Consider the following 22,040-nt stretch of genomic DNA (forward strand, 5'->3'; position numbering starts at 1 on the left):
GGGGTCAGTCAGGGCGGGATCGGCAGGGCCCGCAAGGCCTCGAGCTCGGGCAGCGTCGGTGCTCCGGCGTAGGCGCTGTCGAACACCAACACCTCGCCGCGCGCACCAGCGAAGCGCGGTCGCAGATCGCTGCGATCGTTGTCGGTCATCCGCACCGCGGCGGCCGGCGTCTCGAGGCCCAGCGCGAGCAGCATGATCTCGAAGTTGGCGACCGGGCTATCCGGGTCGGTCTCGCCGAATGTCGCCGTCCAGGTCGCGTACTCACCAGTCGGCGAGACCGCGAGGTTGTGGGCGTCGCGGGGGACCTCGGTCGTGGGCGCCATCACCCGCAGCGGTGGGTCTTCGCTGGCTGCAGCGGGCCGCGTCGCCGCGGCGAGATCGTAGTCGGTGGCCAGCACGTCCTGCCAGTGCGGGCCGACAGCGGCGAGCGTGAGGCTCACGAGCCGCGCAGCGTCCGGGGTGTCGACCAGCGCGATCGCGGCCAGCCGCCCGTCGGCCTCGGGCTGGGCAAAGACCTGGCGGATCGCCAGCGACGAAGCATCCGCGCCCGGGACCAGCCACTCGACCGGCACCACCGTCGCCTCCATCTGATCGTCTTGATCCACCGCGGGGAGCCGAACGAAGATCAGCGCGTCGCCGTTGGCCGGCAGCGGAGCCGGATTCACGGCCGCGACAGTTGCCGCGTCGCCATCGAGCTCGGCCGCGGCCGCCAAGCGCCGGGCCCGGGCCCCGGCCGCGACGGCGTGGTCGAGCGCCGCGGGCACGACCACGATCTCATCGTTGGCCCAGCTCAGCTCGAGCTCGCGCAGCTCGACCCCGTCGATCTGAACCTGTCGGTACGCCCGCATCTTCGCGTCGGCCCACATCAAGCGCCCACCCAGGGCCTGGGCGGTCCGACCACTCGCACGCGGAACCCCGAGCTCACCGCCGTCGAGCCGCCGGATCGGGTCGCGCTTCTCGAAGCTGCACGCGGGGCCCGTCAACACCCAGAGATCCGCGACCCAGCGATCGGTGGGGATCAGCAGCGCGTCGCCGGCCGGCGCCACCGCCATACCCGCGGGGATCGAGACGGTGTCGGGCAGCCCATCACACGCGAGGCGCTCACCCAGCGCGTCCGTGGCCACGACCGTGAGCTCGGCGTCGAAGCTGGGCGCGAGCTCGGCGGTCTCCCACTCGCTCTCGCGGCCGGTCTTGCTGTGCCAGCCACCGCGCCCGCTCGCGAGCAGCACGGTCCCGTTGGCCAGCGGCCAGCCGCGCAGCTGCTCGTAGGCGCCCGCGATCTCGCTTGGCTTGGGCTCGCCGCGCTCCTTGTTGGCGAGCTCGGCCCAGGCCGCGACCTGCCGCCGCATGGTCTCTTGACCCTTCTCGTACTCGACGACGTCCTCGACCGTCCCCGCCGAGCCGAACCGGATCATGAGATCGTTGTCGGCCTGCTGATCGCGGGCCTTGGCGATCTCGGGCTGGCCAAACAACGCGAGCAACAGCCCGACCTGCTCCCCCGCGGGCTTGTCGTGCTCGACCTCCGGGACAACACCGCCATAGCTGACGGTGTTGCCGAGGTCGCCCACGCTGACGACCGCGAAGGTGGTCCCAGCGGGGGCAGGCCCGACGTCCGGGTCGACGCTGGTGAGCTCGTACTGCTCACCGTGAGCCATGTTGAGCGCGAGGTAGCCGATCCCGTGTTGATCGGCGTACTCGAGCATCGCGCCGAGGTCGTCGAGGCTGGCGTCGAGCCGCTGACCTTGGCCGATCGCCTCGCCGACGCTCAGGTGATCGACGTCGAAGCCCTCGCGCTCGAGGAACCCGGCGAGCTCGGGCGTGGGGCCGACGATCAGGACTCGCGCGGGATCCTCTGCCTCACCCTTGCCGCGGCCAAACATCCACCAGGCGGCGCTCGCCACCCCGACGACGGCCACGACCGCGATCACGCTCACGAAGGGCGAAGACTTGGTCCGAGCGACGAGCGAGTCTGCGGGATCGAACTCAGCAGCCATGCGAGGGGCATGTTGGCACGCGCCTGCGCGGAAGCCTACCGAGGCTGCGGGGCGGGGTCGGGCGCCGGGGCGGGGGCCGCTGGTGGCGGAGCTGGCTGCACGAACGCGCGGGCGATCGACACGCTGCCCAGCTCGTCGAGCGACACCGAAACCTCACTCACGATGACCCGGCCGTCGGCGCTGATCCGCGGGGTCGAGTCCGCGAGGTCGTCGGCGTCGAGGCGGCGGGGCTCGAGCGGCGCTGCGCCGCGCAGGTCCGCGATCATCAGGTGCGCCTCGCCGTCGATCCAGACCGCGCGGCCAGCTTTCGCCGCGATCGCCAGCGCGGTGTAGGGCCCGAACGGACCGAGGGTCTCGACCGTGAACGGGGGCTCCGCGTCCGCCGGCTCGTCTGGGCTGGCGAGGACGTCTGGGCCGATCAAGGAGGCGAGGGTCGCCAGCGGATCGACGCTGCGCAGGCGGTGCAGACACGGCCGGCCATGGTGGGACGGTTGGGACGGTTGGGACTCACAGCGCTCCGTCAGCACCAACAGCTCGCGGTCACTGGACGGGCGAAGATCGATGAGCGCGGCCGCCTCCGATCCGGGCGCGAGCGCGGGAAACAGCGCGCTCGCGTCGAGCTCGACCCGCGCGAACCGACCGTCCGCGTCGAGCTTGCGCGCGTCGGTGTCGAGCAGCGTGACGACCGGCTCGAAGCCGTGCTCGGGCGCCCCGATCGGGCGCGAGGAGATCATCGCCAGCAGCGTGTCGTCGACCCACCACGGGCCCGAGAACGCGGCGATCTCATTGACCTGCTCGCGCTGCTGCGAGTTCGGCGCGAACCAGTGCAGCCAGTCGTCGTCGTAGTGCCACGCCATGCGCCCGGCGGCGTTGGGTCGGCCGATCGCGCGCTCGCCCGCGGGCAGGGTCGCGCGGACCTGCGCGAGGCAGTGGCCCTCGAGCGCGGCCTGCTCGTCGAACACGAACAGCTGCGCCGCGCTGGTCGGGGTCTCGCGCAGGACCAGCGAGGCGCCGTCTGGTGCGACCGAGATCTCACTGCTCTGAGCGCTCAGCGTGGCGGGCAAGCCATGGCAGCGCGTGCGTGCGCCAGACTCGTCGGGATCGTCATCGCTCAGCGCCGCGACGGGCACGAACCACAGCGAGACCGACCGCGAGAGCTCCAGCGACGGGCGCCTGAACACGCTGACGGTCGGTCGCGCGGCGCGGGCTTCGATCAATACACCGCCGCGGATCGGCGCGGCCCGAACCTGCTCCCACGCGCCCGCGAGGCTGCCCGCGATCACTCCGGGCGCCGGCCACAGCTGGGCCAGCTCGCGCCACCGCGCTTGATCGGCAGCGAACGCCTGGCGACGCTCGGGCAGGCCGCGATTGGTCAACACCTGGCGGGCCTGCAGCTGCGGGCCCTGGCCGTCGTGCTGCCACAGCGCCTGCAAGTCGGGGTGATCGTACAGGGCCAGGCGCAGGCTCTCGAGCTGCGCGCCCGACCCCTCATAGTCGAGCGCCGCGAGCTCGACGACCCGCATGCGTGGACCCTGAGGCGCCAGGTCGCCGACGCTGAACACCACGAAGTGGGCCGTTGCTGGGGGGAGCGCGTCGATGCCCGGATCGTCGACGTCGAGCTCCCACTGGGCGCCGCTCGGCTGGTCGTCCCGGTTTGAGAGCGCGAGCGCGAGAAATCCGTAGCCGTGTTGATCGGCGTAGGCGATCACTTTTTGATAGGCCGGCGCGTCGTCGTCGACCAGCTCGCTGCCAAGCGCGATCGCCTCGGCCGGGCCGATCCGCATGATCGAGAAGCCGTCGACCTCGTCGAGCGCGCTCGTGACCGCGACCGAGCCGCCGACGACCATCAAGCGCAGCGCGGTGTCCGACTCGCCGCGGCCGCGATGGGGTCCGAACCGATCGCGGGCCGCGAGCGCGAGCGCGACGACCAGCAGCAATCCAAATATCACATAGTTGCGGGTCGCCGGTGTCAGTCGCTCGTCGGCTCCGGCCATGCTGGGCAGTTGTACCACTGCGGACGTCTGCCGAGTCGTCGCTGTCGATGTCCGCGGCGTGGGGGCCTGGCGATCAGGCGCCGCGCTGGGCGAAGAAGGCCTCGAGCTCCGCGTAGGCCCGCTCGATCACGGCGATGTCCCGGGCGATCGCGTCGGGCCCCTCGCACAACAACCGGTACAGCGGCTTGGCGCCGATCGTGCCGCAGCTGCCCTTGAGCTTGTGTGCCGTTCGCTCGAGGGCCTCGGTGTCGCCCGCCTCGACCGCCGCTCGGATCGCGGGGACCAACACCCTGGCCTGATCGACGAACACCTTGATCAGCGAGCTGACCATCGCCTCGTCCGTTGCGAAGGTCAGGCGCAGCCAGTCGAGGTCACAGGGGGACTGCTCGCTCGATGAAACTAGACTCGAGCTCGCGTCGTGGGCGTCGTGGGCCAGCTCGCCAGCAGGCAGATCGCCAGCAGGATCGCCGCCACGCTTGACGCGGATGTGCTCACTCAGCTGGGCCAGCAGCTCACGCTTGCGGACCGGCTTGCTGATGTAACCGTCCATCCCGGCCGCGAGGCAGCGATGTCGATCACTGGCGAGCGCGTGCGCCGTCATCGCGACGATCGGCAGATGGCGGTCGCTGCCGATCTCGCGGCGGCGCAGCTCGATCGTCGCGGCGATCCCATCCATGACCGGCATCTGCACGTCCATGAACACCAGGTCGTAGGGGGCCACCTCGACCAGCTCCAGGGCCTCGTGCCCGTTGGCCGCGACGTCGACCCGACAGCCGAGGTCGAACAACATCTGCTGCGCGACCTTTTGATTGACCGCGTTGTCTTCGACGACCAGCACCCGGGCGTGCAGGTGCCGCGACAGCTGCTTGGGCTGGGCCCCGTAGCCGCGCACGCGGGTGATCAGCGGGCGTGGCTTGCCGCGCTGGTTCCAGGCCGTGGCGATCGTCGTCAGCAGATCGGACTGGTGGACCGGCTTGACCAGGTAGGCGGTGCAGCCGGCCGCGAGCAGGTCCGAGGCGCTCGCGCGATGGGTCATGGAGCTCAGCATGACCAGGACCGGCGTGGGGATCTGCGCGTCGCCGCTGATCGCCCTGGCCAGCTCGAGCCCGTCCATGTTGGGCATGTGATAGTCGAGCAGCACGAGCTGAAATGGCTGACCCGCGGCCGCCGCCTGGTGAAGCAGCTCGAGCGCGTGCGGGCCTCCGTCGCACTCGTTGGAGGCCAAGCCCCAGCCGGCGAGCAGCTCGCGCAAGACCACCCGGTTGACGCGATGATCGTCGATGACCAGGACCCGCAGCCCGGCCAGCTCGGCGGTCGGCTGGACCATTCGCGGCAGTGATTGATCATCGAGCTCGAGCTCGAGCTCGAGCTCGAACCAAAACGTCGATCCCCGCTGGCGATTGCGGCGGACGCCGACGCTGCCGTCCATCAGCGCCGCGAGCTCGCTGACGATCGCCAGGCCGAGCCCCGAGCCCGTGTGGGTCCGGGTCGTCGACATGTCGACCTGGCGGAACTGCTCGAAGATCGAGCCGAGCTGGTCCTTGGGGACGCCGATCCCAGTGTCTTCGATCTCGCACCGGATCGTCCGCAGCGCGCCGTGGCCCCCGCTGACCTGAACGCTGACGAGCACGTGGCCCGCGTGCGTGAACTTGACCGCGTTGCCGACCAAGTTGAGCAGGATCTGCCGGATTCGCCCGTGGTCGCCGCGGAGGCTGCTGGGGGTATCGGGTGGGTAGCGAGCGATCAGCTCGAGGTCTTTCTCGTCGGCCAAGACCGAGAGCTGATCGAGGACATCCTCGATCAGATCGCGCAGATCGAAGGTCACGATCTCGAGGACCATCTGACCGGCCTCGATCTTCGAGAAGTCCAGGATGTCGTTGAGCAGATCCAAGAGCGCGACCGCGGACGCGTGAGCGGTCTCGGCGTAGTCGCGCTGGCCGTCGTCGAGCCGGGTGTCGAGCAGCAACCCGAGCATGCCGAGCACGCCGTTCATCGGGGTTCGCAGCTCGTGACTCATGTTGGCTAAAAACCAGCTCTTGGCCTCGGTCGCGGCCGCGGCCGAGTCGCGGGCCGCCTCGAGCTCGTCGATGTTGCGCAGTCGCAGGGCCTCGAGCACGTAGGTCGCGGCGTTGAGACCGAGCGTCGTGAGCGCCAGCCCAACTGCCCACGCCTGCGCGTCTGGAAACGAATTGCCGGCGAAGCTGACCCCGACCAGGGCGACCACGCTCAGGCAGCACCAGATCCAGCCATGCCAACTCCCGGCGATCAACGTCACGATCATGGGCGCGACCACGAGTCCGAGCGTGTAGGCGCCGACCGGCTCGGGGGCCAAGAGCAGCTCCACACACGCCGGCCCGACGATGACCAGGCCCATGGCGTGGGCGATCACCCACGCGCGGGCGCCTTGGCGCAACAGCACCAGCGACGCGAGCGCGCCAAGCCACTGGAGCAGGCTCGACGCGGCGTGCAGCTGTTGCCCGTCGAGCGCGTGCGAGATCATCTGGATCGGGACCAGCAGCGCCAGCGAGCTCGAGAACACCAGCGCGGCGAGGTGACGGCGAAGCTCGTCGCCACCCTTGGTGACGATCGTCGGGGCGAGCAACCTGCGCGACCACGCGAGCGCCCATCGAACCAGCCGGCGGGACGTGCCGGCGTCGCCGGGCTTCGCGTTTCTGTTGATCGAGGACATGTGAAGCTCGTACCCGCGAGCGCGTGGGGGAGGGCCGCGCGACTTGCCCTCGCGCCCCGCGCACGGTACCAAGCCGTCCATGTCGCGTCGCCCTCGCATGTCGGCCCTGGTGTTTGCCTCGTCTTGCGCTGCCCTGCTCGGCTGTAAGTCCGGCGATGAGCAGCTGTCGACCGCGGCGGTCGAGCTGATCCCCAGCGAGATTCAGGGCATCTATGGCCGGACGCCAGCCGACGCGCCGGGGTTGGTCGTGACCGCGTCGGGGATCGAGCTGCCACAGATGAAGCTGACGATCCACGCGGGCAAGATGGAAGGCAGCACGGTCCGGGTCGAGCGGGCGACCCTCAAGTGGGACAAGCTCGACGCCAAGACCTGCAACGGCACGATATCGCGCCAGGGCGACCGCCTACTGATGACCCTCTACGACAGCGAAAACACCGAGGCCAAGTGCGAGTCGGTGCTCGACGCCGCGTGGTCGCGCTGGGAGTCACTCGACGAGCTGCCCGTTGCGATCCAGGGCCGCTACGGGGCGCTGTTGATCGAGGCCCAGGGCATGCGGCTCGATCTCGACTGGGCCCACGCGCAGTTTCGAGCGACGACGATCCGCGAGCTGCCGGGCAGCAACGATGAGCGCACCGAGCTGCTGATCGCCGACGCCAAGATCAGCGACGAGGACGCCGACGGGGTCGAGCACGAGTTCGAGTGCTCGGGCACGATGACACTCGCCGAGGGCCGGCTCACCACGGACTTTTGGGTCCCGGCCCGGCTGGTCCCCGAGCCCGGCAGCGAGCGAGCCCAGGACCCCGCCGTCCAGGCCCAGCACAGCGCGAACGAGACGGCCTGCGACAACTGGGACGGCAGCGCGAACAAGTGGGAGGTCAGCCTCGATCGGCTGCCCAAGCAGCCGATCGCCTCGGGCCCGCTCTCGCTCTCGATCAGCGGCGATCAGGTCGTGCTCGACTCGCCGGACCTGCGCTGCGAGCAGGCGCTGTGGCGGACCGAGTCGGTCGAGGCGCGCGCAGGCTGGACCGCCAACCAGGCCGGCGGCGAGCGCATGACCTTGGCCAAGGCCGCGCCCACCCGGGTGTCCGACGACTGCAAGCTCAAGCTGCGGATCTGGTGTGAGACCCACGAAGGGGGCGACCCCGCGACGATCGCCGCGGGCGACGAGCCGGTCGAGCACATCGCCGCGTGCATGGACTTCACCCAGCACGACCTGTGCCCGGCGTCGATCACCGTGCGGGCGATCAGCGATGTCCGCTACAAGGTCAACGTCGAGCCGCCGAGCTTCAACGCGATCGCATGCGTGGATCCGACCGGCGAGTTCTCGCCGCCCTGACCGGCTAGAGTTGATCGGCTAGAACCGATCGGCGTCGGCGCGACCCCACAGCTCCTCCCACTCGGTCGGCAGGCCGCTGCGATCCCCCAGCAGCGCCCCCGGCTCGAGATATGTGAACAGTTGCCCGTAGTGCATCGATTGGCGGTAGTCGAGCCGCCGGTGGATATGCCAGGGTCGCAGCTGGGTCGGACTCGAGAACCCCGCGGCCCCGAGCAGCTCCAAGAACGCGTGCAGCGTGTTGTGGTGGTACCGCTGGACCCGCTCGGCCTTGTCCTCGATGTCGAGCCCGCGCACCAGGTTGGGCTTTTGGGTGGCGACCCCGGTCGGGCAGTCGTTGTGGTTGCAGCGTCGGGCTTGGATGCAGCCGAGCGCGAACATCATGGCCCGCGCGCTGTAGCAGCCGTCGGCCCCAATCGCGAGCAGCCGGGCAATGTCGAACGCGCCCAGGACCTTGCCCGCGCACAACAAGGTGATGTGCTCGCGCAGGCCGGTGCCGCGCAGGGCGTTGTGCACGAACACCAGGCCCTCGGTCAGCGGCATGCCCACGCTGTTCGAGAACTCGAGCGGCGCGGCCCCGGTCCCGCCCTCGGCCCCGTCGACCGTGATGAAGTCGGGCTCGATCCCGGTCGCGATCATGGCCTTGCAGATGCCCAGGAATTCGTCGCGGCGACCCACGCACAGCTTGAACCCAACCGGCTTGCCACCCGACAACTCGCGCAGCTGGGCGACGAACTGCAAGAGCCCCGTGGGGGAGTCGAACGCCCGGTGACAGGGCGGCGAGAGCACGTCTTGGCCCATCGGTACGCCGCGGATCTCGGCGATCTCGCGGGTCAGCTTGGCGGCCGGCAAGATCCCACCGTGGCCGGGTTTGGCGCCCTGGCTGAGCTTGATCTCGATCATCTTGACCTGCTCGTGGGTCGCGCGCTGGACGAAGCCATCGGGGTCGAAGCCGCCGTCGGCCGCCCGGCAGCCGAAGTAGCCCGTGCCGATCTGCCAGATCAGATCGCCGCCGCCGGCCAGGTGATAGGGACTGATGCCGCCCTCGCCCGTGTTGTGGGCGAACTGCCCGCGGGCGGCCCCGCGATTGAGGGCCTCGACCGCGTTGCTCGACAGCGAGCCAAAGCTCATCGCCGAGATGTTGAGCAGCGACGACGAGTAAGGCTTGGCCGCGTGCCGGCTGCCGATCGTCAGGCGGGCGTCGGCGGAGCTCGGGGTCGCGGCCCGCAGCGAGTGATCGAGCCACTCGTAGCCGGGCAGGTAGACGTCGAGCTGGGTCCCGAACGGCGTGGTGTCATTGACGTTCTTGGCCCGCTGATAGACCACCGATCGCTGTTCGCGATCGAATGGCATCCCGTCGGTGTTGGACTCGATGAAGTACTGATTGATCTCGGGCCGGATCGCCTCGAACAGGTAGCGACCGTGGCCGATGACCGGGAAATTGCGCAGGATCGCGTGCTTGTCCTGAAACAGGTCATAGATGCCGACCAGGACCAGCGGGCCAAAGATCAGGTAGGAGATCAGCATTGGCGGCCACCACAGCGCCAGGGCGCCGATCGTGCTCAACGTGACCAGCGAGATGACTCCAAACCAGGCTCGCGCCGACATGTGGCACCGAGTCTCTCGACTTTGACACCCACGCGCAAGCTGGGCCGCGCGAGCACAGGCGATCGGAGCGGTCGGGGACTACCCTCGTGTGGCGCGGGCTCGGTCGACGCGGGTCGCGAGCTCGCTCGCGGGATTGAGCTGGGCGTGGGCGTGATCGAGCGGCTCGCGGGCCTCGTCGGCGCGGCCGAGGGCGACCAGCGTGAGCCCCCGCGCCGCGCTGACGACCGCCGAGGGGGCGTCGTCGCGGGTGTCTGACAGCTGGCTCGCCCGCTCGATCAGCGCCAGGGCGGTGACGGGGTCGTCGGTCTCGAGCAGCGCGAGGGCCCCGAGCGCGAGCGGGGTCGCGAGGTCGGGGTGGGCGAGGCCCTGCAGTCGCTCACGGATCTCGACGGCCTCGAGGGCGAGGGCGAGCGCGTCGGGGTGGGTGATCACGCAGGCCAGGGCCAGGGCCTCGAGGGCCGACGCGAGCGTGAGCGAGGCCGGAGCCGCGGTGCGGGCGTCCTCGACCGCACGGACCAGCGGCGCCCAGGCCCGGTCGCAGTCTCCACGCGCTGCCAGCAGCGCGCCGATCTGACTGCGCACGACAGCCGTCGTCCGACCGCCGGACTCGAGTTGCTCGTAGACCGAGAGCGCCCGCTCGTACTCGCCGAGCGCGGCGTCGAGCTCTCCGCTGGCCTCGAGCGCGCGCCCGAGCGCATGGCGGGTCTCCGCCACCTGGAGATGCGCGGGACCGTAGGCTTGCTCGCTGACCTGCAGCGCCCGCCGCAGCGCGAGCACGGCCCGCGGGAACGCGCGCAGCTCGACGCACACCGCCCCGAGCTCGAGGAGCACGCTCGGCAGCTGCATGTGCGGATCACCGTCCCGCTCGAGCCGCTCGCTCGCGGTCTCGAGGCTGGCTCGGGCCCGCGCGAGCTGGCCCTCACGCCGATCGATCCTGGCCACCGCGATCGCCACGCGGACTCGCTGCCCGCGTGCGCCTGGGCCAGCCGCGGCCCGGGTAGCCGTGCCGTCGGCGAGCTCGAGCCAGCTTCGCGCCTCGGCGTGGCGACCTTGGACGCTGATCATTTCGGCGGTCGCGATCATGAGCTCGGCCTGGCTGGAGAGATCACCAGCGACCGCGGCGAGGGTGGCGGCCTCACGCAGCAGCACCTCGGCCTCGAACGCCTCGCCGTCACGCTCGAGCGCCGACGCCTGCAGCTGCAGCGCTCGGCTCAGGACCGGCGGGTGTCCGAGCTCGCGGGCGGCCGCGGTCAGCTGACGGCTGCGCTCGAGCTGCTCGTGCCCCTGATCCAGCTCACCCGCGAGGCGGTCGAGCTCGCGGGTGAGCTCCGCGGCGCGCTGCGAGGTCGCAGGGAACACCAGCGCTGGCTCGGCAGCTGCAGCGTCGGCCCGCTCGTCGGAGCAGCTGCTGGCGGGTGGCTCGACCACAGCGCGCGAGCGCAGGCCGATGCTCGAGAGCGCGGTCATGATCCCGACGCTCATCCCGATCACCGCCCCGATCCCCAGCCCAAACCACAGGCGCGTCTCGGCGCCGTGTCGCCGCGGGTTGAGGGCCTCGAGCAGGACCTCCATGCTGGGGTAGCGATCACCGGGGTTCCAGGCCAGCCCGCGGCGCAGCGCCACCACCACGCGGCGCGGCACCTTGCGATTGGTGAAGCGCTTGATCTGGCCCAGTCGCATGCGCGCCAGCAGCTTCTCGCGGGTGCCCTCGCCAAACGGCTTCTCGCCGCCGAGCGCCTCCCACATCGCGACGCAGAACGAAAATTGATCGCCGCGCTGATCGACCGGGCGACCGCGATGTTGCTCGGGTGACATGTACGCCGGGGTTCCAACCACGGCGCCCGAGCGGGTCAGCGGACGCGGGGTCGCGACGAACGCGTCCGCGGGCGGATCTGTCTGATCGTCGGCGTCATCATCGTCGTCGCCCAGCGAGGTCTCGCGCGCAGGGGCGGCCAGATCCTCGATCACGTCGCTCTCGCTGCCGAACTCCTCGCGCGCGATGCCAAAGTCCAGGACCAACACCCGGCCGTCGTCGCCGATCATCACGTTCTCGGGCTTGACGTCGCGGTGCACGAGCCCAGCCCGATGCGCGGCGGCCAGACCCCGACCGATCTGCAAGAACACGGTGATCAGCGCGGGCACGGTCGGCTTGGGGCTGCGCGTCAGCCAGCGCTGCAGGGTCTGACCTTCGACGTACTCCATGGCCACGAACACCCGACCGTCCTCGGTGCCGACGTCGTGGACCGCGATCACGTTGGGGTGGCGCAGGCGGGCCAGCGCCTGGCCCTCGCGCTGCAGCCGGATGCGGCCGCGCTCCGATCCGGGGTGACCCTCGCGCAGGCGCACGACCTTGATCGCCAGCTTGCGATCGAGCTGGGGATCCCAGGCCGAGTAGATCACCCCCATGCCGCCGACGCCCAGGCACTCGCGGACCAGATAGCGGCCGATCGTCTGGCCACGCTTGAACCAGTCGGGCAACGACGGCGACTCGTCGTCCGGTTCGTCGGTCTCGTGGTCGACTTTGGTGCCCAAGTCCAGTACCGACGGGCGCTCGCGCCTCGTCACGCTGGAGTCTAATACGGCTTCGATCTGCGGGTTCCGTCAGCGCGTGCGTGGGCGTGGGGTCGTGGGGCTCGGTGTGGCGGAGAAGTCTCACTGGTCGCAGCGGGTCGGCGTGACGCACCACATCGACCGCTATTGCTGGGCGTGGGGGTCCGCGTAACATGGGCGTTCACGTGGGTGAGCAGCAAGGGAGGGGGGTGTCGGCGCGCGGGCGAGGTACGACGCTCGAGGCTGGCGATTGGGCCGCAGGTCCAGCGCCCGCCCGCAGGGAACCGCTCGCGCCTCATCGCGTGCTCGAGGGCGACGTCCGCTGGTCCGACAGCCACGAGCGTGACGAGCTGAGCGCTCGCGCGGCGCGTCTGCGCAAGATCATGGTGTGGGGTGCCCTGGCGTGGCTGTCGTTCTTGCCCACGGATCTGGTCTTCAACACCCTGCGCGGCGCCGAGTATGGGCTCACGTTCGTGGGCATCCGCCTGATCGCGACGCTGCCGCTGGTCATGCTGTGGCTGCGCCTGGGCCGGAGCCCGCCCGGTCGGATCGCGCTGATCGTGATGGAGGGGCTGGTGGTGTCGGCGGTCGCTGGCGCGACGGCGCTGCTCGCCGTGTTCAGCGGCGGGCTCACCAGCCCGATCTTGGCCGCGCTGCTGCCGATCTTGGTGGTCCGGGCGCTGGCGATCCCCGACGGCTGGCGGCGCGGGCTGCCGCTCGTGTGCGCGCCCGCGCTGACGTTCTGGCTGGTCCTGGGAGTCGGCAGCGCGATCAGTCCCGCCGTGCCCCCGCTCGACCATGCCACCCTCGCAGCCGTGATCCTGCATCTGGGCATGCAGGCGGTCACGATCGGGATGATCACGATCGGCGGTCACGTGGCCTGGGACGTCCGCCGCAATCTCTACAAGGCCCGCACCGTCGGTCGCTACGAGCTGCGTCGGCCGCTCGGGCGCTCGGCCCTGGGCGAGGTCTGGGTCGCGTGGCACCACGGCCTGTACCAGGAGGTCGCGCTCAAGATCTTGCCGATCTTGCCCGGTAGCCCCAGCGGTCCCGGCAGCGAGCGTGACGGGGCGGTCGCGCGGTTCGAGCGCGAGGTCGCGGCGACCACCAAGCTGCGCCACCCCAACACCGTGCGGGTCTACGATTTTGGGCTCACACCCGACGGCCTCCTGTACTACGCGATGGAGCTGCTCGAGGGCGAGACCCTGACCGAGCTGGTCGCGCGCGAGGGCCCGCTGCCGATCGCCCGGGCGCTGGATCTGCTGCGCCAGGTCGCGCGCGCGCTCGCCGAGGCCCACCAGCACGGCATCGTCCATCGCGACATCAAGCCCGAGAACCTGTTCGTCTCGACCCCGGCGGGTGAGCGCGACGTCATGAAGGTGCTCGACTTTGGGGTCGCCAGCGTGGCCGCCCAGCCGCGGACCCAGGACTCGGGCACGAGTGAGGCGCTGCGCCTGTCCCCGGGCTCGCCAGATGGACCCACCGGACCGAGCGAGCGGGTCGGGACCCCGCTCTACATCTCCCCCGAGGTCGCCCGCGGGGGCGTGGCCGATCACCGGTCCGACATCTACGCGCTCGGCTGCGTACTCTACTTCATGCTCACCACCAGCCCGGTGTTCGTCGAGCGCGATCTTCAAGCGTTGCTGCGGGCCCACGCCGAGCAGCAGCCGGCCCCGCCGTCCACGCTGCTCTCGGCCGCGCTGCCGGACTACGTCGAGACCGTGGTGATGCGCTGCCTCGCCAAGGATCCCGAGCAACGCTACGAGGACGCTGGCGCGCTGGTGCGGGCGATCGATCTGTGCCTCCGACTCGGCCGCAACGACCGGCTGCGCGGTGGCGGTGAGTCGCAGCAGCCGCGTCTGCGAGCCACCGCGGCCCAGCTCGACGCGTGGGCCCAGCACAGCACGACGGAGACCGACATCGACTTGCTCGGCTCGCCCGAGTGACGCGCTCGCGGCGGCGCGAGTCCGGCGATCGCAAAATCGGCGCGCCCGGCTTGTCCAGCCCAGGAGCGCGGCATAAAACCACGCCACGGTGCACAGCGTGTCTCCACACTCGGCCAGGCTGGCGCTGGTCCTCGCGCTCGCGCTGCCGAGCGCGCCGTTGGCTTGTTCCGAGCAAACCGAGCAGGCAGAGCAGGGCCAGCCGGATCCCGACGCGGCAGCCGTCGGGGTCCCGCGGGTTCGCATCGCCCAGGTCCGAGAGGTCGTTCCGCAGGTCAGCTCGCGCCACCTGGTGCTGCTGACGCCGTGGCGCCAAGCCCAGATCTCGCCCCGCTACGGCGGTCAGATCGCCGAGCTGCTGATCGCCGAGCAGGCCGAGGTCGCGGCCGACGAGCTGCTGGTCCGGCTGATCGACGCCGACGCGCGGGGCTCGCTGATCTCGGCCCAGGCCTCACGAACCAGCTCGGAGAAGCGGCTCGCGGATCTCGATCGTCAGCTCGCCGACGCGCGCAAGCTGTTCGAGACCGGCGCCGGGACCCGCCGCGAGGTCGAGCGGCTCGAGACGGAGATCGCGACCACGCAAGCGTCGATCCGCCAGGCGTCCGGCCAGGTGATCCAGTCGCGGGACCGCCGGCAAGCCAACGAGATCCTCGCGCCCTTCGCTGGCGTGATCACCTCGCTCGACGCGGAGCTCGGCGAGTACGCCAGCCCTGGCGCGCGGCTGGCCACCCTGTCCGAGCTCGACATCCTCGCGCTCGATGTGCCGCTCTCGGAGTTCGAGATGGTCGTGCACGAGCGTGGCGCCCTCGAGTTTCAGGTCATGGTCCGCCAGCAGCCGATCGAGGCCGCGCTCGAGTGGATCGCGCGTGAGGCCGACACCGGCACCAACACCTTCCCCGCGCGGCTGCGGATCAACAACGCCGACAAGCGCCTGCGCGCGGGCGAGGCCGCCGAGGTGCTCGTCCGCGGCGACAAGGGCAAGCCCGAGCTCGTGGTCCCACCCACGGCGGTGCGCTGGGAGGCGACCCAGGCTTACCTGCTGCGGGCGACCGCGGTCGCCACGGGTGACCAGGCCCGCGAGCAGCTCGAGCGCGTCGACGTCAGCGTCCACGAGGACGTCGACGGTCAGGTCGCGGTCACGGCCACGGGGGGGGCCTCGCTCGCCGCGGGTGATCGAGTCGTGGCCTCGGGCCCCAGCACCCTCGTCGACGGCGACCAGGCGATCATGATCCCCTACGCCAAGGCTGGCGGACCCGACCTCGACTGACTGCGCAGGCTGCCGATGTTCGACAAGATCGTCCGCCTCAGCGTCAACAACTCGGTGTTTGTCAACCTGTTGTTCTTCCTGGTCATCGCGGCCGGGGTGATCGGCGCGCTCCGGCTCCCGCGCGAGCAGTTCCCGGAGGTCAGCCTCGACGCCGTGATGGTCGAGGTCCTCTACGTGGGCGCGACCGCGGCCGACGTCGAGGAGCTGATCATCCGGCCGATCGAGGAGGAGCTCGACAACGTCTCGGACGTCAAGCGGGTCGAGTCGCTGGCCAACGAGGGCAACGCCACGATCACGCTCACGTTCTTGGCCGGCACCGATCTGCGCGACGCTCGAGCCGAGGTCGAGAAGGCCGTGCAGGCCACCCAGAACCTGCCCGAGGACGCCGAGACCCCCCAGGTCCGCGAGGTCAAGCTCGACCTCCCGGTCCTGACGGTCGCGCTGCTCGGCGATCGGTCGATCCGCAGCGAGACCGACCGCGTGCAAGAGATCCTCACCCGTCGGCCCGGGGTCGCGGGGGTGACGGTGACCGGCCTGACCGAGCCGCGGATCGTCGTCGCGCTCGACGAGGCCAAGCTGCGGGCCCTGCAGATCCGGCCGGCCGAGATCAGCCAGGCGATCCGCAACGCCCGGGCCAGCGTCCCGGCCGGTACCGTCGAGAGCGGGGGCTCCGAGGTGTTCGTGAAGACCGACGAGCGCCTGCGCTCGGCCGCCGACGTGGCCGCGATCCCGCTGCGCCCCGGCTCGCCCCTTCGGCTCGGCGACGTCGGGACCGTGCGCGAGCTCGAGGAGCAGCCCGACACCCGCTACTACGTCAACGGCGTCGAGGCGGTCCAGCTGGTCGTCAATCGCGAGGAGTCGGCCGATCCACTCGAGATCCGCGACGACATCATCGCCCAGCTCCCGTCGCTCGACGAGCAGCTGCCGCCCAGCGTCCACGCGGTCATCTCCGAGGACTACACCACGCTGATCCGCGATCGGCTGCGCACCGTGTTGATCAACGGCGCGACCGGGGCGCTGCTGGTGGTCCTGGTGCTCGCCTGGGTCGCCGGGTTTCGCCAGGCGATGCTGGCCCTGTGGGGCATGCCCGTGTCCTACCTGCTCGCCACGTTCTTGATGGACAAGGGCGACATCACGATCAACGTGATCTCGACCTTCGGTCTGTTGATCGCCACGGGCATCGTCGTCGACGACGCGATCGTGGTGATCGAGAACACCCAGCGCCACCTCGAGATGGGCAAGACCCGGGTCCAGGCCGCGATCGACGGGGCCAAAGAGGTCTTGCTGCCGGTCACCGTGGCCGTGACCACCACCTGCTTCGCGTTCTTACCGCTGACCATGGTCGGCGGGACCATGGGCCGGGTCATGAAGATCCTGCCGCTCACGGTCATGTTCTGCCTGATCGGCTCGCTGATCGAAGCGATCTTCATCCTCCCCGGTCACCTCGCCCACTACGCCAGCCGCGACGCCGCCGGGGGCCGCACCGCGCGGCTCGTCGAGCGCATGAAGGCCGTGTACCGACCGGTGCTCAACCTGTGCATGCGCTGGCGGTGGGTGGTCGCGGGGCTCGTGACGGCCTCGTTCTTCGGGGTCGTGGTCCTGGCGACCAAGATGCCGTTTCAGTACACGGCCAAGGGCAAGCCCTCGGAGCTGTCGATCAGCTACAAGCTCCCGGCCGGGGTCGGCCGCGAAGCCACGCGGGCCCAGGGTGAGGCCCTGCGCGCGCTGGTGTTGCAAGAGTTCGGCGTCTCCGCGGAGGCCGAGGGGGGCAAGGTCCGGACCAGCAAGCTGCGCGTCGGCTCGGTCCGGGACCCTCGCACGCAGCTGCTGGAGACCGGCGCCAACGTGGGGATCCTGCGCTTCGAGTTCAACCTCGAGGACGAGGTCATCGCGGGCTACCCGGCCGTGGTCGCCCAGCTCGAGCGGTACCTCCAGACCAACCCGGACCTCGCGGACTTCACGATCATCGAGGCCATGGCCGGCCCGCCCTCGGGCCCTGCCGTCACCGCCCGCGTGCGCGGTCGCTACCCCGAGCAGATCGACGCGGTGGTCCGCGAGCTCAAGACCTACCTGCGCAGCGTCGAGGGCGTGCAGAACGTCGACGACGACAGCGGGATCGGCAAGGAGACCTTCAGCGTCGAGGTCGACCAGGATCTCGCCGCGCTCTACGGCCTGAGCGAGCTCGAGATCGCCAACGCCGTGCGCTCGGCGATCGACGGCCTGGTCGCCGCCGAGGTCTCGATCGACGAGCAGCGGGTCGAGATCGTGGTCCGCACCCAGGGCGCCCAGGCCCTGGATCGCGCGGGGATCGGCAGCTTGACGGTGACCACCGCCGACGGCCGCGTGGTCCGGCTCGACCAGGTCGCGAGGTTGGCGCGGACCCGCGAGCTCGGATCGATCCGCCGCCGCGATGGCCAGCGGACCGTGGCTGTCACCGCCGACGTCGCGGCCGAGGTCATCACCGCGCTCGACGCCTCGGCCAAGATCCAGACTCACTTCGACGAGCAGCTGGCCGAGCGCTACCCCGAGGTCGAGATCCAGTTTGGCGGCGACACCGAGGAGATCAACGAGAGCCTCAACGATCTACCCGGGGCGTTCATGCTCGCGATCGGGCTGATCTACATCGTCTTGGCCCTGCAGTTCAGCTCGTACGTCCAGCCCTTCATCATCTTGTGCGCGGTCCCGTTTGGGATCATGGGCGCGATCTTGGGGCTGTTTGGGATGGGCTACGACCTGTCGCTGTTCGCGTTGTTCGGCGTCGTCGCGCTGGCGGGGATCGTCGTCAACGACTCGCTGGTGATGGTCGACTTCATCAACAAGCGCCGGGCCGAGGGACTCGAGGTGTTCGACGCGGCCCTCGATGGCGCGCTGGAGCGACTGCGGCCGATCATCTCGACCACGCTCACGACCTGCTTTGGACTGGGGCCGCTGGCGATCGGGCTTGGCGGCAAAGATGAGATCCTCGCGCCAATGGCGATCTCGATCGCGGCCGGACTGGGGATCTCGACGGGCTTGGTGTTGCTGGTGGTGCCGGCGGTCTATGTGATCATCGAGCGCGACTTGCTCGGGGCCTGGGGCCGATTGGTTGGGAAGCGTGGGGCAGGGGAGGCCGACTCGAACGCTGGGGGGTGACTCGTTCGGTTGCGGAGAGGGGAGTGCCGATGGGGTACCGCGCACGGGCTGCAGACGGCCCCAACCCGGCTAGGTCACCTCCAGTCTCGGTTCGCAGCTTCCTCTCGGGTCGCGGTATTGGCCCGGTCTGCAATGGCTTCGTCGGGGCTTTTCGTGCGGTGATACGCCGGGTTGGGGCCATCTGCGGCCTTGTGTGCGCTCTGCTTGGTGCGGCCAGTATCTCCGATCCAATCATGCGGAGCGGTGTTTGGTCGGTCGCTAGCAATCCTGAGCCCCCTTTTAGGGGGCCACACATGCGGATGCGTACAGCAGACCAGCCCGACGAGGGAGCGCGAGCGACCGACCGGACGCGAAGCGGCCGCCTTCGGCAAAGTGCAGTGCCTCCGTGGGGGTCATAAAAGCAGACCAGCCCGACGAGGGAGCGCGAGCGACCGACCGGACGCGAAGCGTCCGCCTTCGGCAAAGTGCAGTGCGTCCGCGGGGGTCTAAACTAGACGGGTCTAATCAAACCGGTCCTCGTCCGTGGAGTTTTTCGGCGATGTTGGTGCGGATCGAGTGGAGCTCGGCCTGGTTGAGGGTCAGCTCGGCTCCGACGACGCCGTCGACGATCCCCACGCGGGCTCGCTCGCGCAGCTGGTGCTCGACGCCGTACTCGTCGAGGCGGGCGTCGAGGTCGAGGAGGCCGGCGATCGTCAGCTCGCGGATGTTGGCGGTCGCGGCCACGTTCGGGGCGGAGATGGTGAAGGTGGCGTGGAGGCCTTTGGCGAGATCGATCGCGGCGGTGATCGAGCTGGCCTCCTGGGCCCATGGGAACGGGAGGGTCTGGCGATCGTGGTCGTCGAGTTGGGCGGCCAGCCACAGGTGGCCGCTGCGATCGAGGCGGCTGAACTCCCGAGCGAGGGTGGAGGGGAGGGCGAGCGGCTCGCGGGCTTCGAGGCGGGCGGAGACGGGGTCGATGAAGCTGCCGCTGGCCCAGACCAGGGTGTAGTCATTGATGAGCCAGGCGCGGGAGCCGTCGGCCAACGCCAAGCTGGTGGCGCAGGTCTGCGGCTCGACCGTCCATGGCGGGGCGCCGTCGTTGCGGGCGCGCAGCTCGGCGGCGAGGCACGCCGCGGTCTGGCTCGTGCCAATCCCGCGGGCCTGGACGACGGCGAAGCGGCCGTCACCTGGGTCGCGGGCGAGCGTCAGGGCGTAGGTGCGCTCGAGCGAGAGCTGGCAGTCGTCGAGGATCTCGAGGGCCTCGGAGAGCTGGAGGTCCGCTCGCAGGGCAGGCAGCAAGGCCTTGCCCGCGGGCGTCTGAGCGAGGGCGTCGACGTCGACGCCGAGCACGACCGTCGCCGTGCTCGGTACGAGCTCGGCTGGATCGGCGGGGAACGATGGGCAGGTCGGCGGAGCGATGTTTGCGGCCGTGAGCGCGGCGATCAGGCCCAGCGTGTCGAGCGCGAACATGCCAGCGATCCTATGCGAACCCGAGCGGCGCGAGCCGGGTCGCTCGGCGTTACAGCAAGGGTGGAATTGCCATCGGTGGACGTATCCGGGCATTCCAGCAGGACTGGAACGCGCCGAGTGCTCATATTCGCTCGGAGAGGATCACTTCGCGACCGGACAAATGTATGGTCATATGCCCTTGGTCGTTGGTACGGGCCTGTTTTTGACCGATCAGAACGGATTGGGCGCCATCGAGCGGTACCGAGCACGGTTCCAGTGAAAGAAGAAAATGTCCTCTCTCGTAGAATTTTTCCACTATTACTGTTGACCCGCGCAGTCGGACCTCATACAGTATCTATGAACTTGGGGATGCTCCCCGCACGCCACGGAAGGTAGTAGAAGAATGTTCTTCATCGCTGACATGCTGTTTCGCCGCTCTGCCCGCAACCGCACCCGCGCTCAAGAAGATGCTCCGATCCCGCGGGTGCGCGCCAAGACCGGTAGCTCTCCTCGCGCCCGGCTGCACCAAGACGCGCTGTCCGTGCTCACTTAGGTCACGGCAGCCACCCGCTGCGACTCGAGGCTCATGGACGAGCCGAGACACCACGCGGCACACACAAAAGCCCAGCTCGCTCAGCTGGGCTTTTCTCGTTTCACGAGCGACGCGGGCCCAGCCAGGAGCTACTCGGGCTCGGGCTCGGGCTCGGGCTCGGGCGCGTGGGCTCGGGCGGTCGTGGCCGTGAGCCCGCGGCCGATGATGTACTGCTCGCGGCTGGCCTTGCGGGTGTTGTCGCACCGATAGGCCCGACCTTGCTGAAAGCGGGACTCGACCTCGCGGAGCAGCTCGGCGAACCGGCCACCTTGAAACACCTTCGCGCAGAAGTGCCCGCCGATCCGCAGGCTGGCCGAGGCGATGTCGAGCGCAGACAAGAACAGATCCTCGCTGGTCGGGATGTCGAAGTCCTTGTTGCCCGTGGTGTTGGGTGCCATGTCGCTCAGCACCAGATCGAAGCGGCCAAACCGATCGACGAAGCGGCCGAGGTTGAGCTTGGTGACGTCGCCGACGATCGTGTGGACGTTGGCGGGCAGGGCGATCTCCACGGCCTTGAGATCAACCCCGACCAGCGTGGCCTCGGTCCCCGCTTTTTGGACGGCGTACTGCAGCCAGGCGCCCGGCCAGCAGCCGAGGTCGAGCAGCTGGGTCCCGGGCTTGATCAGCCGAAACCGCTTGTCGATCTCCTCGAGCTTGTAAATTGCACGACCGGCGTATTGCTCTCGCTTTGCGCGGAGATACGCCGGGTCGTGTCGTGCCCGCTTGTCGCCGAGGCCCTTCCTGGTGGCCACGACGGCGGCCCCTCTCAGCCCTTGGCGTGGGCGGCTCGGATCGCGGTCTTGACCGCGTGCCGGAGCTGAACGTAGCCGTTCTTGCTGCCGGGCACCGGACCACGAACCAAGATCAGGCCCTTCTCGGGCAGCACCTTGGCGACCTGCAGGTTCTGCACGGTCACGGTCTCGTTGCCCATCTGGCCGGGCATGCGCTTACCGGGGAGCACGCGGCCGGGGGTCAGGCGACAGCCGATCGATCCACCGTGACGGTAGACCTCGTGCTGGCCGTGGGTCCGCTTCTCACCACGCATGTGGTGGCGCTTCATGACGCCCTGGAAGCCCTTGCCCTTGCTGGTGCCGGTCGCGTCGACCAGCTGATTGACCTCGAACAGCTCGAGCGAGATCTCGCTGCCGATCGGGTGCGCGGCGACGATCTCGGGCGCGACGCGGAACTCTTTGATCTTGCGCTTGGGGGTGGCTTCGATCTTCTTGAACTGGCCGAGCTTGGGCTTGGTCAAGCGGCTGGGCTTTTGATCATCGAAGGCGACCTGGACCGCGCTGTAGCCATCGCGCTCGATCGTGCGGTGGCCGAGGACGATGTTGCCCTTGGCGAGCAGGACGGTGACCGGGATCCGATCGCCTTCTTCGTTGTAGTACTCGGTCATGCCGAGCTTCTTGGTAAGCAATCCCATTTGATGACTCATGGGTGCCTCCTTGTTTGGCTGGGCACGTGCGGGGGTCGCATCAGCGCGACGGGGTTCGCAGGGGTGCCGGGG

General features: G+C 69.6%; 12 protein-coding genes. 4 read left to right on the forward strand and 8 right to left on the reverse strand.

Going from position 1 to position 22,040, the window contains the following annotated elements; translation table 11 throughout:
• Positions 1–8: 8 nt before the first annotated feature.
• The 3 genes from ENSA7_RS22945 to ENSA7_RS22955 all read right to left on the reverse strand — a co-directional run bounded on the left by ENSA7_RS22945 (position 9) and on the right by ENSA7_RS22955 (position 6,677).
• A complete protein-coding gene (locus ENSA7_RS22945) occupies positions 9–1,994 on the reverse strand; it encodes a hypothetical protein (RefSeq protein ID WP_106091465.1) in 1,986 nt (661 codons plus the stop codon).
• 35 nt (positions 1,995–2,029) lie between these two features.
• Positions 2,030–3,988, reverse strand: a complete 1,959-nt coding sequence (locus ENSA7_RS22950; RefSeq protein ID WP_106091466.1) for a hypothetical protein — start codon at positions 3,986–3,988, stop codon at positions 2,030–2,032.
• 73 nt (positions 3,989–4,061) lie between these two features.
• On the reverse strand, positions 4,062–6,677 hold the full coding sequence (locus ENSA7_RS22955) for a response regulator (RefSeq protein ID WP_181234017.1): 2,616 nt from the start codon (positions 6,675–6,677) through the stop codon (positions 4,062–4,064).
• 79 nt (positions 6,678–6,756) lie between these two features.
• On the opposite strand from ENSA7_RS22955, the gene ENSA7_RS22960 reads away from it, so the two are divergent.
• Positions 6,757–8,013: a hypothetical protein gene (locus ENSA7_RS22960; protein ID WP_146158027.1), complete on the forward strand. Its 1,257-nt coding sequence runs from the start codon at positions 6,757–6,759 to the stop codon at positions 8,011–8,013.
• 18 nt (positions 8,014–8,031) lie between these two features.
• Here ENSA7_RS22960 and ENSA7_RS22965 read toward each other — a convergent pair whose 3' ends face one another.
• A complete protein-coding gene (locus tag ENSA7_RS22965) occupies positions 8,032–9,618 on the reverse strand; it encodes an FMN-binding glutamate synthase family protein (protein ID WP_106091469.1) in 1,587 nt (528 codons plus the stop codon).
• A gap of 78 nt (positions 9,619–9,696) precedes the next feature.
• A complete protein-coding gene (locus tag ENSA7_RS22970) occupies positions 9,697–12,150 on the reverse strand; it encodes a serine/threonine-protein kinase (protein WP_106091470.1) in 2,454 nt (817 codons plus the stop codon).
• Positions 12,151–12,470: 320 nt separating this feature from the next.
• Here ENSA7_RS22970 and ENSA7_RS22975 point away from each other — a divergent pair, with 320 nt between their 5' ends.
• The 3 genes from ENSA7_RS22975 (at position 12,471) to ENSA7_RS22985 (ending at position 18,510) form a co-directional block, all read left to right on the forward strand.
• Positions 12,471–14,114 carry a serine/threonine-protein kinase gene (locus ENSA7_RS22975; RefSeq protein ID WP_181234018.1) on the forward strand — a complete coding sequence of 548 codons (1,644 nt, stop codon included), beginning with the start codon at positions 12,471–12,473 and terminating at the stop codon, positions 14,112–14,114.
• Between the two features lie 97 nt (positions 14,115–14,211).
• A complete protein-coding gene (locus tag ENSA7_RS22980) occupies positions 14,212–15,378 on the forward strand; it encodes an efflux RND transporter periplasmic adaptor subunit (protein WP_181234019.1) in 1,167 nt (388 codons plus the stop codon).
• 15 nt (positions 15,379–15,393) lie between these two features.
• Positions 15,394–18,510 carry an efflux RND transporter permease subunit gene (locus ENSA7_RS22985; protein ID WP_106091473.1) on the forward strand — a complete coding sequence of 1,039 codons (3,117 nt, stop codon included), beginning with the start codon at positions 15,394–15,396 and terminating at the stop codon, positions 18,508–18,510.
• 504 nt (positions 18,511–19,014) lie between these two features.
• Here ENSA7_RS22985 and ENSA7_RS22990 read toward each other — a convergent pair.
• The 3 genes from ENSA7_RS22990 to rplC form a co-directional block, all read right to left on the reverse strand.
• Positions 19,015–19,959 carry a hypothetical protein gene (locus ENSA7_RS22990; protein ID WP_106091474.1) on the reverse strand — a complete coding sequence of 315 codons (945 nt, stop codon included), beginning with the start codon at positions 19,957–19,959 and terminating at the stop codon, positions 19,015–19,017.
• A gap of 660 nt (positions 19,960–20,619) precedes the next feature.
• Entirely contained in the window at positions 20,620–21,282 is a 663-nt protein-coding gene (locus ENSA7_RS22995; protein ID WP_181234020.1) for an SAM-dependent methyltransferase, read from the reverse strand.
• Positions 21,283–21,296: 14 nt separating this feature from the next.
• A complete protein-coding gene (rplC, locus tag ENSA7_RS23000) occupies positions 21,297–21,956 on the reverse strand; it encodes a 50S ribosomal protein L3 (RefSeq protein WP_244923879.1) in 660 nt (219 codons plus the stop codon).
• Between the last annotated feature and the right edge of the window lie 84 nt (positions 21,957–22,040).

This window comes from Enhygromyxa salina (assembly GCF_002994635.1).
GTDB classification, from domain to species: Bacteria; Myxococcota_A; Polyangia; order Nannocystales; family Nannocystaceae; genus Plesiocystis; species Plesiocystis salina_B.

Excerpts from the sequence above, each read along its gene's own strand:
- ENSA7_RS22945 (WP_106091465.1), bottom strand. The coding sequence starts at position 1,994 with ATGGCTGCTGAGTTCGATCCCGCAGACTCGCTCGTCGCTCGGACCAAG.
- ENSA7_RS22950 (WP_106091466.1), bottom strand. The coding sequence starts at position 3,988 with ATGGCCGGAGCCGACGAGCGACTGACACCGGCGACCCGCAACTATGTG.
- ENSA7_RS22955 (WP_181234017.1), bottom strand. The coding sequence starts at position 6,677 with ATGTCCTCGATCAACAGAAACGCGAAGCCCGGCGACGCCGGCACGTCC.
- ENSA7_RS22960 (WP_146158027.1), top strand. The coding sequence starts at position 6,757 with ATGTCGCGTCGCCCTCGCATGTCGGCCCTGGTGTTTGCCTCGTCTTGC.
- ENSA7_RS22965 (WP_106091469.1), bottom strand. The coding sequence starts at position 9,618 with ATGTCGGCGCGAGCCTGGTTTGGAGTCATCTCGCTGGTCACGTTGAGC.
- ENSA7_RS22985 (WP_106091473.1), top strand. The coding sequence starts at position 15,394 with ATGTTCGACAAGATCGTCCGCCTCAGCGTCAACAACTCGGTGTTTGTC.
- ENSA7_RS22990 (WP_106091474.1), bottom strand. The coding sequence starts at position 19,959 with ATGTTCGCGCTCGACACGCTGGGCCTGATCGCCGCGCTCACGGCCGCA.
- rplC (WP_244923879.1), bottom strand. The coding sequence starts at position 21,956 with ATGGGATTGCTTACCAAGAAGCTCGGCATGACCGAGTACTACAACGAA.